Source organism: Citrobacter sp. BDA59-3 (genome assembly GCF_015167655.1).
In the GTDB taxonomy this organism is placed as follows: domain Bacteria; phylum Pseudomonadota; class Gammaproteobacteria; order Enterobacterales; family Enterobacteriaceae; genus Phytobacter; species Phytobacter diazotrophicus.
Window position 1 is genome coordinate 66748 of sequence record NZ_CP063427.1, and the last position, 13111, is coordinate 79858.

11 protein-coding genes are annotated in these 13111 nt (G+C 56.0%); 4 read left to right on the top strand and 7 right to left on the bottom strand.

All coding sequences use genetic code 11. From position 1 onward, the window contains the following. Positions 1-156: 156 nt before the first annotated feature. From IP582_RS00335 to rhaB, 7 genes are all read right to left on the bottom strand, one after another. Positions 157-1161, bottom strand: a complete 1005-nt coding sequence (locus IP582_RS00335; RefSeq protein WP_193794784.1) for an ABC transporter permease — start codon at positions 1159-1161, stop codon at positions 157-159. Beyond that, the gene (locus IP582_RS00340; protein WP_193794785.1) at positions 1158-2162 is read right to left on the bottom strand and encodes an ABC transporter permease; all 1005 of its coding nucleotides are present in this window, start codon (positions 2160-2162) and stop codon (positions 1158-1160) included. Before IP582_RS00340 ends, IP582_RS00335 begins: the two co-directional genes overlap by 4 nt. Next, a complete protein-coding gene (locus tag IP582_RS00345) occupies positions 2162-3673 on the bottom strand; it encodes a sugar ABC transporter ATP-binding protein (RefSeq protein WP_193794786.1) in 1512 nt (503 codons plus the stop codon). Before IP582_RS00345 ends, IP582_RS00340 begins: the two co-directional genes overlap by 1 nt. Positions 3674-3781: 108 nt before the next feature. Next, on the bottom strand, positions 3782-4768 hold the full coding sequence (gene rhaS, locus IP582_RS00350; RefSeq protein WP_071194790.1) for a rhamnose ABC transporter substrate-binding protein: 987 nt from the start codon (positions 4766-4768) through the stop codon (positions 3782-3784). A gap of 403 nt (positions 4769-5171) precedes the next feature. Next, positions 5172-6002 (bottom strand): rhamnulose-1-phosphate aldolase, encoded by an 831-nt coding sequence (gene rhaD / locus IP582_RS00355; RefSeq protein ID WP_193794787.1) that lies wholly within the window; start codon positions 6000-6002, stop codon positions 5172-5174. A 123-nt stretch (positions 6003-6125) separates the two neighbouring features. Then, positions 6126-7385: an L-rhamnose isomerase gene (gene rhaA / locus IP582_RS00360; RefSeq protein ID WP_039077325.1), complete on the bottom strand. Its 1260-nt coding sequence runs from the start codon at positions 7383-7385 to the stop codon at positions 6126-6128. After that, positions 7382-8851 carry a rhamnulokinase gene (gene rhaB, locus IP582_RS00365; protein WP_193794788.1) on the bottom strand — a complete coding sequence of 490 codons (1470 nt, stop codon included), beginning with the start codon at positions 8849-8851 and terminating at the stop codon, positions 7382-7384. The genes rhaA and rhaB overlap by 4 nt, the downstream gene beginning before the upstream one ends. A 303-nt stretch (positions 8852-9154) precedes the next feature. Here rhaB and rhaS (IP582_RS00370) point away from each other — a divergent pair, with 303 nt between their 5' ends. The 4 genes from rhaS (IP582_RS00370) to kdgT all read left to right on the top strand — a co-directional run bounded on the left by rhaS (IP582_RS00370) (position 9155) and on the right by kdgT (position 13091). Further along, a complete protein-coding gene (gene rhaS / locus IP582_RS00370) occupies positions 9155-9991 on the top strand; it encodes an HTH-type transcriptional activator RhaS (protein WP_039077323.1) in 837 nt (278 codons plus the stop codon). Positions 9992-10070: 79 nt separating this feature from the next. Beyond that, on the top strand, positions 10071-10919 hold the full coding sequence (gene rhaR, locus IP582_RS00375; RefSeq protein WP_039077322.1) for an HTH-type transcriptional activator RhaR: 849 nt from the start codon (positions 10071-10073) through the stop codon (positions 10917-10919). Between the two features lie 312 nt (positions 10920-11231). Continuing rightward, positions 11232-11852 (top strand): superoxide dismutase [Mn], encoded by a 621-nt coding sequence (gene sodA, locus IP582_RS00380; protein ID WP_039077321.1) that lies wholly within the window; start codon positions 11232-11234, stop codon positions 11850-11852. A gap of 255 nt (positions 11853-12107) precedes the next feature. Beyond that, positions 12108-13091, top strand: coding sequence for a 2-keto-3-deoxygluconate transporter (kdgT, locus tag IP582_RS00385; RefSeq protein ID WP_039077320.1), 984 nt, complete (start codon positions 12108-12110; stop codon positions 13089-13091). Positions 13092-13111 lie beyond the last annotated feature (20 nt).

Consider the following 13111-nt stretch of genomic DNA (forward strand, 5'->3'; position numbering starts at 1 on the left):
GCACGGGAGCTAAACAACGGCTCAGCGCGGTTTTCACCCTCTCCCCAAAGGGGCGAGGGGACTGTCCGGTGCGGTCCAGTGCACGGGAGCCAAACAACGGCTCAGCGCGTTTTTCACCCTCTCCCCTTTGGGGAGAGGGCAGGGGTGAGGGGCAAATTAAATGCGCCTGCGCTGCATGATCCGGCGGTAAATAATCGGCAGTGAAATCACCACGATCAGCATCGCGCCGACGATAATCGACATCACAATCCCCGGTACATTGAGCAGACTCAGACCAAAGGTCACCAGCCCCATCAGGAAGGCGGCAATCACCACGCCCACCATGCTGCCGGAACCACCAAGGATATTGACGCCGCCCAGCACCGCCATCGTTACCACCGCCAGTTCCCAACCCATGGCAATCGTCGGGCGGGTACTGCCCAAACGCGAAGTGAGCAGCACAGACGCCAGACCTGCCATCAGGCCCACCAACGCGAACAGAATCAGGTTGTGGCGTTTCACATTGATACCGGAATACCACGCGCCGATTGGGTTATTGCCGATGGCGTAAGTGCGGCGACCAAAGTTGGTGCGGTGCAAGACAAAGGCGAAGACTGCGGCAAGCACAATAAACAGCGCAAACTCGAAGGACAGCGCGCCGAAGACATAGCCCTGGCCGAACCAGGCGAAGCTCTCCGGATACGCATTGAGCGCCTGATCGCCGAGCAGGATGTAAGTGATGCCGCGGTACAGACTCATGGTCCCGATGGTGATAACGATGGAGGAGAGGTTAAAACGCGTCACCAGGAAGCCATTGAACAAGCCGCACAGCAACCCCACGCCCAGCCCCACGCAGACCAGCAGTGCGGTATCCATACCTGCGGCGGCGCAAAAGCCCATGACCGTTGAGCTGAGCGCCATGGTGGAGGCCACCGACAGGTCAATCTCACGGGCAATAATCAGCATCGCCATTGGCAACACGATGATCGCTTTTTCCGTGAAGTTGAAGGTCGCGTCGGACAAGTTCCAGATATTAAGGAAATAGGGTGACGCCAGGGCGTTAGCGATAAACACCGCGAGGGTCACCGCCAGCAAAAAGCCTTCCCAGCACATCAGACGCTGCCAGAACGGGGCGGCGGCGGGAACGCTTTTCATGGCGTCGGAAGTCAGCATTTTTGTCATGATTTCACCGCCAGTTTTTGTCGGGCCAGGGCCGCATCGCGCAGGATTAAACGCCCTTTACGCTTGTTGCCACGTTCATTGAGCAGAACCGCAATGACAATCACCGAACCGGAAATCGCCATCTGCCAGAAGGGGGAAATACCGATGACCGGCAGCGCATTGTTGATAACGCCAAGGAACAGCGCGCCCAACAAACATCCCAACACGCGGCCTGTGCCGCCCATGGTGCTGATGCCGCCAATCACACAGGCTGCCACGACCTGCAGTTCAAAACCGTTAGCCACATCGACATACGCCACGGCGAAGCGGGAAATCCACAAATAACCGCAGAACCCCGCCAGCGCACCGGAGAGGCAAAAACTGACGAACTGCATTTTCCCGGCGTTGATCCCGGTGTAATACGCCGCCGTGGCGTTGCCGCCTGCGGTGTAGAGTGCGCGCCCTGTCCGGCTGTAGCGCAGGAAGTAACCCACCACAAAAAGCGCGGCGATGGCGCACCAGCTCAGCAACGGCAACCCGAGCAGCAACGAGCGTGGCAGACCGAGGAAATCGGCGCTCATCTGGTGGGAGTTAATCCAGCCGCCGTCAGAGAGCAAAAAGATGATGCCGCGATAGATGCTCATCGTGCCGAGCGTCACCACAATCGCCGGAATCCCCATCTTCCAGACCAGCAGGCCGTTGATGATGCCCATCACCAGCCCGAGCGCGGTGGCCAGAATCAGCAGCGCCCAGACCGGAATATCCGGATGGTGGAAGTTGAGCAGCGCGACGATCATCCCGGTCAGCGCGAGGTTGGCTGCCATCGACAAATCAATGCCTTTGGTCAGCAGAACCATCATCTGCCCAAGCGCAAGGATGATAAGAATAGAGGTGTCGTTAAACATCTCCACCAGGTTGCCGGGGCCGATAAATGACGGCACGCGGCTGCCGATGGCGAGCACCATCAGCACGATAACCCCGCCCAGCAGGGCCTCGCGGTGTTTCAGGAGTTGTTGCCACATTATGCTGCCTCCTTACCGGCGCCGCTGGCAGCGCTGACGATGGTTTCCGCCGTGGCTTCACCAGCCTGATATTCAGCGACCATAAGCCCTTCGTGCATCACGATGATCCGGTCGGCCATGCCCATCACTTCCGGCAGTTCCGAGGAGACCATAATCACCGCCAGCCCGTGGGAGACCAGTTCGGACATAAACTGGTGTACCGCTGCTTTCGAGCCGATGTCGATGCCTTTGGTCGGTTCGTCGAGGATGATCACGTCCGGATGGGTGGCGAGCCATTTGCCGATCACCACCTTCTGTTGGTTACCGCCAGAGAGGGTTTCGACCGCCTGTTTCCAGCTAAAGGCTTTCACCTGTAGTCGTTTGGCGTATTCGTCCGCCAGCGCCCACTCTTTGGCGTCGTTGAGCACGCCATTGGGGTTGAGTTTGCCAAGCTGCGGCAGGCTGATGTTTTGGGCAATAGACAATTCAATAATCGCCCCCTGCTTTTGCCGCTCTTCCGGCACACAGACAATCCCGGCCTGAATGGCATCGGCGGGCTGCTTGAAATGGACCGCTTTGCCGTTAAGGACTATCTCGCCTGAAGACGGGCGCGAGACGCCGGAAAGCGCCTGCATCAGTTCGGTACGACCGGCGCCCACCAGACCGTAGAAGCCGAGGATCTCCCCTTTACGCAAAGAGAAATCAATATGGGCAAATTCGGTCGGGTGGCAGAGGTCTTTGACTTCTAGCACCGTTTCGCCCATCTCGCAGGCCACTTTCGGGTAGGTCTGGGTAATGGAACGCCCTACCATCATCGCCACCATCCGTTCTTCGGTGATCTCCTGCATGGCGCCGGAGCCGATCCATACGCCGTCGCGCAGAATGGTGTAGTGATCTGCCAGTTCGAAGATTTCATCAAACTTGTGCGAGATAAACAGAATGGCTTTGCCCTCTTGTTTTAAACGCTCAACGATTTGATAAAACTCCAGAATCTCGTGCTGTGAGAGGGCGGCGGTCGGTTCGTCGAGGATAACCACCTGCGCTTCAAACGACAGCGCACGGGCAATCGCCACCATATGGCGCTGGGCGATACTCAGCGTCTTGAGCGTGGCGCGCGGATCAATCTGCACTTCCAGGCGGGTCAGAATATCCCGCGCTTTCTGGTGCATGGCAGGCCAGTCGAGCTTTTTCAGCAGGCCTTTATAGATGTACTGACCAACGAAAATATTCTCCGTGACGGATAGTTCGTCGAACAGCACGGTTTCCTGGTGTATGGCGGTAATCCCCACCTTGTGCGCTGATTCCGGGGTCGGAAGCTGGATGGGAATAGCTTTGTAGAGAATTTCGCCCTCTTCAGGCTGGTAAATACCGGTCATGACTTTGACCAGCGTGGACTTGCCCGCGCCATTTTCACCGATAAGCGCGGTGACTTTGCCGGGCCAGAGGTCGAGCTGTACGTTCTCAAGGGCACGCACACCAGGGAAAACCTTGGTGATGCCTTTGAGCGACAGCAGGGGTGTGGATGCCGTCATGATGTTCTCCATAAAATTCCCCCTCAACCTAACCCTCTCCCCAAAGGGGCGAGGGGACAAACACCCCCTTTCCCTTCCAGGGAGAGGGCCGGGATGAGGGTATTGGGATTAGAAAATTTTCGAGAACTTATCAATGTTGCTGGCGTCGTAGACGAACGGCTCTGCCATTGCGCCGTTGCCGTCAGCATCCAGCTTCACTTTGCCGAGCTTGCCCATATTGGCCTCGGTTTTCGTCGCTGTCCCTTTCACCAGATCGTCTGCCAGATAAGTAGCGGCATACCCCAGATCGATCGGGTTCCAGATAGCGAAGCTTTTCGTTGCCCCTGATTTGACTGCACCCGCCATTTCAGACGGCAGGCCCAGACCGGTTACGTACACTTTGCCGATTTTGCCCTGGTCTTTCACCGCCTGCGCGGCGGCCACGATGCCCACCGATGACGGGGAGACAATCACTTTCAGATCCGGGTACGATTTCAGCAGACCCACCGCTTCGCGGTAGCTCTTATCAGACAGATCGTCGCCATAGGCAACGGTCACCAGATTGACGGACGGGTACTTCGGCAGCACCTTTTTCATCTCTTCAATCCAGATATTCTGGTTGGTAGAGGTCGGGGTGGCGCTCAGAATAGCCACATCCCCTTTCTCCACATTCAGCGCTTTTAACGCATCAACGGCCAGTTTGACGTTGGTTTCACCAATCAGGGCGTTATTGGACGGGTTCAGGTGGATCTGACGACCCGCTTTCGCCACGCCGGAATCCCAGGAGACCACTTTGATGCCACGCTGCATGGCTTTTTTCAGTACCGGCACCACGGCATCGGGATCGTTGGCGGAAATCGCGATCGCGTCCACGCCCTGAGCGATCAGGCCGTTAAGCACTTCGATCTGTGCTTCTGCGGTGGTGGTGGTTGGGCCGGTATAGATGACTTTTACATCGCCTAACTCTTTGGCGGCTTCCTGCGCGCCTGTGTTTGCTGCTTCAAAAAAACCATTTCCCAATGATTTCGCCACGAGAGCGATTTTGACTTCTGCTAATGCGGAACCGGACAACGCCAGGGCGGCAACGGTGAGGATCAAGCTTGCTTTAATTTTCATTGCTTTTACTCCACTGAGTTAGATTCCCGTCGTCTTTCACATTGCAGGTGCGTTGGCGTTCTCACGAACCCCAGTCACTTACTCTTGTAAGCTCCTGAGGATTCGCTGCGACGCCGCCTTCCTGCACTGCGAAATCCATAGGGAATAGATTGTTTGCAGGTAACAGAGTTTCCCCTTCGGATCGTTGCCCGAAGGGGTTATATACCCGTCATACTTCAAGTTGCAGGTGCGTTGGCTTTACTCGGCCTTTGGCCTCGCCCCTTCGGGGCCAGCGCAAGCGCTGTTCAAACTGGCTACGCCAGTTTGTCCTCGCTCACCCCGGTCACTTACTCTTGTAAGCTCCCGGGGATTCACTGCGTCGCCGCCTTCCTGCAACTCAAATTATTTAGGGTATTAGATGTTCTTATTGGTACAGCTCTAATGCACTTGCCAGCGGAGTGACGCCAAAGCGTTTACCCAGGGCAATCAGGTCTTCACGGGTGATGGTCTGCTTCATACCGCCCATCGAATAGACTTTCACCAGTACTTCTGCCGACTTCTCGGCGGTGTCGATCAGACCAAACGCTTCGTCCAGTGTCGGGCCACTGCCAAAGACGCCGTGGAATGGCCACAGCACCAGCGAATGCTTGCTCATCTCTTTCGCGGTGGCCTGGCCGATTTCATCGGTACCCGGCACCATCCACGGCAGAATGCCGACGCCATCCGGGAAGACCACCAGACACTCGGTACTGCCTTCCCACAGCTTGCGGGTAATAAGATCGGTCGTGTTTTCCAGTACATAGGTCAGCGCGATCAGGTTCGTGGCATGGCAATGCATGATGACACGATCTTTGCCGTTGGTAGCTTTGATGCGTTCACAGTGTGACAGGAAGTGCGCCGGCAGCTCAGAGGTCGGTACCGCGTCGTTCGTCAGCCCCCACAGGATGTGGTAGCCCGCGCCGTCGCTGTCCACTTTAACCACGCCGAGGTTAGCGGCCGGGTCGAGCTGGACGTTACGGAAGAATTTGCCGGAACCGGTGACGATAAACGCGGTGTTCGCCAGTAATGGCATTGGCTGACTGAGCGCGATATAGCGCGGTTCGGCGTGGAAATCGGCTTTGTACGGGGCAATATCAGCCGCGTCCAGACGCAGCGTCAGGTTGCCGCCGTTGCGTTCGTCCCAGCCTTTCAGCCAGGCATCGCTGGTGGCTTTGATCATGCCCTGCGTGAACCAGGCGTTAATAATGTTCTGCATAGTCTTATGGTTCCTTTAATTCGGTGCGGGGTTCTCCCCTCACCCTAACCCTCTCCCCAAAGGGGCGAGGGAACTGTTTGGTTTTCTCCCTCTCCCTTTTAGGGAGAGGGGCGGGGTGAGGGTTTATCCGCGTAGACTCAATACATCTTTCTCATACGCCCGCACGCTCTCCAGCCACTGGCTACCGGCCGGGGTGTCGTGACGCTGACAATACATTTCCCACACGGCCTGCCACGGTAAGCATTTCTGCTCTTCCAGCAGCGCAAGACGGGCGGTGTAATCGCCATCGGCTTCCAGTTGACGCAACTGTTCGGTTGGCTCCAGCAGGGCGCGCAGCAGGGCCTTTTTCATGTTGCGGGTGCCGATAACCCATGCGGCGATACGGTTGATGGAGGCGTCGAAGAAATCCAGGCCGATGTGCACGCGGTCAAACAGGTTATGGCGAATGATTTCGCTGGCGATGGCCTGCGTTTCATCATCCAGCAGCACCACATGGTCGCTGTCCCAGCGCACCGGGCGGCTGACGTGCAGCAGCAGGCGCGGCACATACAGCATGGCGGCGGAAATCTTGTCGGAAATGACTTCGGTCGGGTGGAAGTGCCCTGCATCCAGGCACAGAGCGGTCTGGCGGCTGGTGGCGTAACCCATATAGAACTCGTTTGAGCCCACGGTATAGCTTTCAGCGCCGATGCCGAACAGTTTGCTTTCAACGGCGTCGATGTGATGCGCCAGATCGAACTTCTCGCTCAGCGCTTCATCCAGCGCGTCCATCAGACGTTTGCGCGGCGCCAGGCGATCAACGGTGACATCTTTCATGCCGTCCGGTACCCAGATATTCATTACCGATGGCGTGCCCAGTTGCTCGCCAAAGTACGCCGAGATGCGGCGGCTGGCTTTCACGTGGTCAATCCAGAACTGGCGAATGTCATCGTTCGCGTGAGAGAGGGTGAAGCCGTCTGCGCTCATCGGGTGTGAAAAACAGGACGGGTTGAAATCCAGCCCCAGTTTGTTGGCTTTTGCCCACTCAACCCAGTTTTTGAAGTGCTCAGGCTTGATTGCGTCGCGACTGACCGATGGACCCGCTTCGTGGTACATCGCGTGCAAGTTAAGGCGCTTCGGACCGGGGATGAGGCTCAGGGCCTGCTCCAGATCGGCGCGCAACTCCTGAGGGTTGCGTGCCTTGCCCGGATAGTTGCCGGTCGCCTGGATACCGCCGGTGAGGGCGCCTTCCGGGTTTTCAAAACCGGCGACATCGTCGCCCTGCCAGCAGTGCATGGAAACCGGCAGCCTGTCGAGCTGGCGCAGGGCCTCTTCGACATCAATGCCTACAGCGGCAAAGCGCTGTTTAGCGAGTTCCCAGGCGTGTTCAAGTTGAGTGGTCATGCGCAAAGCTCCTTTGTCTGTCGTTTCTGCTGAAACCGCACGACGTTGCGGGCAATTTCATTGTCAGGATTGGGTGTAAAGGTGGTCAGCGTGTAACTCGCGGCAACCACGTCACGGAAAGTGTCGACACTGCTCAGTTCGTTCAGCGTCATGAGTTGTACGCCGATATTGCCCAGCGTGGAGGCTTCAATCGGGCCCGCGATGACGGGCAGGCCGCAGGCATCGGCACAGAGCTGGTTTAAGAGCTGGTTCTGGCAGCCGCCGCCAACGATATGCAACTGGGTAAAGGGTTGACCACGCAGGTCCGCCAGTTCACCGAGAATGTCTGCATACAGCAGCGCCAGGCTGTCGAAAATGCAGCGGGCCAGTTCGGCGTCGCTCTGCGGTACCGGCTGGTTGCTTTCCCGACAGGCGGCCTGGATCTCTTCGCACATGTTTTGCGGATTGATAAAACGCGCGTCGTTGGGATTAATCACGAAACGACAGGAGGGCAGTGCGAGAGCGCCGGCGATCAGGGTGGGTAAATCGGTGATGTCGCGCTCTTTCAGAACGCGTTGCAGCAGCCACAGCCCCATGATGTTTTTCAGCACGCGATAGCGCCCTTCCGCCCCGCCCTCGTTGGTGATATTGGCGGCCAGCGCCTCGTCGCTGGTGTAGGGCGTGGTACTTTCAAAGCCCATCAGTGACCAGGTACCGGAAGAGAGATAGGCGGCACTGGCATTTTTCAGCGGTGAAGCGATGACCGCGCTGGCGGTATCGTGGCTGGCGACAGCAACCACCGGAATATCGGTACCCTGCGGGCTTTGCCAGTGGCCAATTACATTGCCCGGATGGGTCGGTGTACCGAACCAGCAGGCGGGCACGCCCGCCCAGTTGAGCAGCGTGGTATCCCAGTTATCGCTGTCGATGTTCACCAGTTGCGTGGTGGTGGCGTTGGTATATTCCCAGTTCAGATTGCCGGTCAGACGAAAACTGAAATAGTCGGGTATCAGCAGCGCATGGTCGGCAGCGGCCACGATTTCCGGCTGTTGCTGGGCCAGCGCGCGCAACTGATAGAGCGTGTTAAAGGGTAAAAACTGAATGCCGCTGCGACGGTAAATATCGGCTTTGCCTGGCTGTTCAAAGGCAGTGGCCATGATGCCATCCGTGCGATGGTCGCGGTAAGAGACCGGTAAGCCAACACGCTTACCCTGTTTGTCGATCAAAACATAATCCACACCCCAGGTGTCGATACCGATACTGTCGATGGTGACACCCTGCGCACAGGCTTTTTCCAGACCCAGGCGAATTTCATCTTCCAGGGTATCGATATCCCAGCAGTCGAAGCCGTTGTTTTTTTCCAGGTAGTTGGCGAAGCGATGAACTTCACGCAGCGTGAGCGTTCGCTGTTCTGTCGCGTAGCAGGCCAGCATTACACGCCCGCTGGAGGCGCCTAAATCAACGGCGACACAATGGCGAAATGTCATGATGGGGTCCTTGTGAGAGTTATTGCCCCCAGTCTAAAAAAAGGACCTCGCGGTAACCTTCTTGTTAATGACATCCCCTGGAAGTGGCTGGCAAGAAAGCAAAGATGAAAGTGAGGAAGTTCACAGTTTCTGATAAACCCGTGTGGTTTGCGGGGTGTGACCAGGGCGACAATTCCTGAACTTTCCGACCCTTTCTTGAAAATCTGACAGGCTTTACCCGTTTTGCGGTCAAAAATTCAAGGTGCGAATTGCCGTGCTTAATTACTATTTTGAGAACACTTCTCATTGGTATGTGAGGCAATCATGACCGTATTACACAGCGTGGATTTCTTTCCTTCTGGCACAACGCCTGTCGCTATTGAGCCGCGTCTGCCACAGGCTGCGTTTCCTGAACATCATCATGATTTTCACGAAATTGTGATTGTTGAACACGGTACCGGCATCCATGTTTTTAATGGGCAGTCCTATACCATCAGTGGGGGAACCGTCTGCTTTGTCCGCGACCACGACAGACACCTATATGAACATACTGATAATCTGTGCCTGACCAATGTGCTCTATCGTTCGCCGGATGCGTTTACGTTTCTGGCGGGGTTGAACGCGCTGCTGCCGCAGGAGCAAGACGGGCACTATCCGTCGCACTGGCGCGTCAACCAGTGCGTACTGCAACAGGTACGTGAGATCATCGGCCAGATGGAAGCAGTGGGTGAGGAGATGGACATGGCGACCGCAGCCAACCGTGAAATCCTGTTTATGCAGTTGCTGGTTCTGCTGCGTAAAAGCAGCCTGGCGGAAGGAGCGATGAGTAATGATGCGCGCCTCAATCAGTTGATCTCCTGGCTTGAAGATCACTTTGCCGAAGAGGTCTGCTGGGAGTCGCTGGCGGATCAGTTCACCCTGTCGCTGCGCACATTGCACCGTCAACTAAAGCAATATACCGGCCTGACGCCGCAGCGTTATCTCAACCGGCTGCGTCTGATTAAGGCGCGCCATATGCTGCGCCACAGCGATGATAGCGTTACCGATATCGCCTTTCGCTGCGGTTTCGGCGACAGTAACCACTTTTCTACCCTTTTTCGCCGGGAATTCGACTGGTCCCCGCGCGATATTCGCCAGGGGCGCGATGTGCAACTGCAATAGCGGTAACGAGAAGGCTATCACCGATTTTTCGCCGAGAATCAGCTAATAGTTATCGGTTGTCTTCGGCCGAGGTGATGTTGTGGGAAGCCAGTTAATTCTTCGTAAAGCGGATTTTTTCCCCCGGGCGGGGCAGGCGGTGGCGGTGGCGGACCGCTATCCGCAAAATGTATTTGCCGAACATACTCACGAGTTTTGCGAACTGGTGCTGGTCTGGCGCGGCAACGGTTTGCATATCCTCAATGACCGTCCCTACCGCATTACCCGTGGCGATCTGTTTTATATCCGCGCGGAAGACAAACACTCCTACGCCTCCGTCAACGATTTGGTGCTGCAAAATATCATCTACTGTCCGGACCGTCTGACCCTTAATCTCGACTGGGCGGGGCATATTCCAGGGCTGAGCGGCGAAGAGTGGACGCCGCACTGGCGTCTGGGGAGCACCGGCATGGCCCAGGCAAGACAGGTCATCACACAACTGGAGCAAGAGAGCACCAAAGCCGATGCGCTGGCAAACAATATGGCCGAGGTGCTCTTCGCCCAACTGGTGATGACGCTCACACGCCATCGTTTTGCGGTCGACAACCTGGCCGCCACCCATAGCGAAGCCCTGCTTGATAAGTTGATTACCGCGCTTACGGGCAGCCTTAATCGCACTTTCATGCTGGAGCGTTTCTGCGATCAGGAGCAGTGCAGTGAGCGTGCGCTGCGCCAACAATTTCGCGCGCAAACCGGAATGACCATCAATAATTACCTGCGTCAGTTGCGTATTTGCCATGCACAGTATCTGTTGCAGCACACGGAATTGCTGATTGGTGAAGTGTCTACGCGCTGCGGCTTTGAAGACAGTAACTATTTCTCGGTCGTTTTTACCCGCGAAACCGGCATGACGCCCAGCCAGTGGCGACAGCGTCGTAACGAAGCGGCTTAGGAAGGTCCTGTTCTGCAATAACACAGGACACGTACACCGGCCCATTGCCAGCCACTGATCCCCCGCTTTGATGCTCCACCGTTTTTATGATGGCCAGTTAACCAGTCACTTCATTTGTGTGTAGTGTTGGGCGATTTTTTTCGTCCGTCGTTGCGCTATCCCTCTCGTCGGCACGGGTTCATAACAGAATGTTATAACCATATTAAAACTACGGCATTGATAAACATTTTCAATATCATTTAACTAACTATAATGAACCAACTGATTACGCGGCGTTAACATACCTGCCGCCCGACAATAATGGAGATTAGTATGAGCTATACACTGCCATCCCTGCCTTACGCGTACGATGCACTTGAACCTCATTTCGACAAGCAGACGATGGAAATCCATCACACTAAACACCACCAGACTTATGTAAACAATGCGAACGCAGCGCTGGAAAGCCTGCCAGAATTCGCCAGTCTGTCTGCTGAAGAGCTGATCACCAAACTGGACCAACTGCCGGCTGACAAAAAAACCGTACTGCGTAACAACGCGGGCGGCCATGCTAACCACAGCTTCTTCTGGAAAGGCCTGAAAAAAGGCACCACCCTGCAGGGCGACCTGAAAGCGGCTATCGAACGTGACTTCGGTTCCGTTGACAACTTCAAAGCTGAATTCGAAAAAGCAGCGGCTACCCGCTTTGGTTCTGGCTGGGCGTGGCTGGTGCTGAAAGGCGACAAACTGGCTGTGGTGTCTACTGCTAACCAGGACTCCCCGCTGATGGGTGAAGCGATTTCCGGCGCATCCGGCTTCCCGATCGTGGGGCTGGACGTGTGGGAACACGCTTACTACCTGAAATTCCAGAACCGCCGCCCGGACTACATCAAAGAGTTCTGGAACGTGGTGAACTGGGATGAAGCGGCGGCACGTTTTGCTGCGAAGAAATAATTTCATTTAGCCCGTTCTTACGGGCAAACCAGGCCCCTGCTGGCATCGTCAGCGGGGGCTTTTTTATGTCTGTTGGTCAGTCCCTGAAATCAAAAGAAACATATATCCAATAAAAATGAAATATTGTTTTGATTTTGTATGGGGGATCACTTTTCTGAGTGTGACGACGCTCTAACATTTTGCCATCAGCGCTGGAAACGCCCGCTCAGAGGGGCGTGATGGCGCACAAAACTCACTGTTTTTACAGGTGGCGATATGCAAATCAAACGTGCAATTGAAAAAATCCCGGGTGGGATGATGCTGGTTCCTCTGTTTCTTGGGGCGCTGTGCCATACGTTTTCACCGGGGGCCGGGAAGTACTTTGGCTCCTTCACGAATGGCATGATCACCGGCACCGTACCGATTCTGGCGGTGTGGTTTTTCTGCATGGGCGCGTCGATTAAGCTCAGCGCGACCGGGACGGTGCTGCGTAAGTCGGGCACGCTGGTGGTGACCAAAATCGCGGTGGCCTGGGTGGTTGCGGCGGTAACCTCGCATTTGATTCCTGCTCACGGTGTAGAGGCGGGCTTCTTTGCCGGGCTGTCGACGCTGGCGCTGGTGGCTTCGATGGACATGACCAATGGCGGTCTGTACGCCTCCATCATGCAACAGTACGGCACCAAGGAAGAGGCCGGGGCGTTTGTGTTGATGTCCCTTGAGTCTGGCCCGCTGATGACGATGGTGATTCTGGGAACGGCGGGTATCGCTTCTTTTGAACCGCACGTATTTGTCGGCGCGGTGCTGCCCTTCCTGATTGGCTTCGGGTTGGGTAACCTCGACCCCGAATTACGGGAATTTTTTACCCGCGCGGTGCAGACGCTGATCCCCTTCTTTGCCTTTGCGCTTGGGAACACTATCGATCTCAGCGTTATCGCCCAGACCGGCCTGCTCGGAATTCTGCTTGGGCTGGCGGTGATTGTGATTACCGGCATCCCATTGATTATTGCCGATAAAGTCCTGGGTGGCGGGGACGGTACCGCTGGGCTTGCTGCCTCCAGCTCCGCCGGTGCGGCGGTGGCCACACCGGTATTGATTGCCGAGATGGTGCCAGAGTTTAAAGCAATGGCGCCTGCCGCGACCGCGCTGGTGGCGACATCGGTGATTGTGACCTCTATTCTGGTGCCAATTCTGACTTCTCTCTGGTCACGAAAAGTAAAAGGGCATGCTGCGGTAGCAGATTTGCGCGGTGCGGTAAAATAGCGCTGCGGTTTAAAAGAGAA

What these genes read in the sequence shown, in the direction of transcription:
- IP582_RS00335 (WP_193794784.1), bottom strand. Translation starts at nt 1,161, where the DNA reads ATGACAAAAATGCTGACTTCCGACGCCATGAAAAGCGTTCCCGCCGCC.
- rhaD (WP_193794787.1), bottom strand. Translation starts at nt 6,002, where the DNA reads ATGCAGAACATTATTAACGCCTGGTTCACGCAGGGCATGATCAAAGCC.
- IP582_RS00345 (WP_193794786.1), bottom strand. Translation starts at nt 3,673, where the DNA reads ATGACGGCATCCACACCCCTGCTGTCGCTCAAAGGCATCACCAAGGTT.
- rhaB (WP_193794788.1), bottom strand. Translation starts at nt 8,851, where the DNA reads ATGACATTTCGCCATTGTGTCGCCGTTGATTTAGGCGCCTCCAGCGGG.
- IP582_RS00340 (WP_193794785.1), bottom strand. Translation starts at nt 2,162, where the DNA reads ATGTGGCAACAACTCCTGAAACACCGCGAGGCCCTGCTGGGCGGGGTT.
- rhaS (WP_071194790.1), bottom strand. Translation starts at nt 4,768, where the DNA reads ATGAAAATTAAAGCAAGCTTGATCCTCACCGTTGCCGCCCTGGCGTTG.
- rhaA (WP_039077325.1), bottom strand. Translation starts at nt 7,385, where the DNA reads ATGACCACTCAACTTGAACACGCCTGGGAACTCGCTAAACAGCGCTTT.
- sodA (WP_039077321.1), top strand. Translation starts at nt 11,232, where the DNA reads ATGAGCTATACACTGCCATCCCTGCCTTACGCGTACGATGCACTTGAA.
- kdgT (WP_039077320.1), top strand. Translation starts at nt 12,108, where the DNA reads ATGCAAATCAAACGTGCAATTGAAAAAATCCCGGGTGGGATGATGCTG.
- rhaS (WP_039077323.1), top strand. Translation starts at nt 9,155, where the DNA reads ATGACCGTATTACACAGCGTGGATTTCTTTCCTTCTGGCACAACGCCT.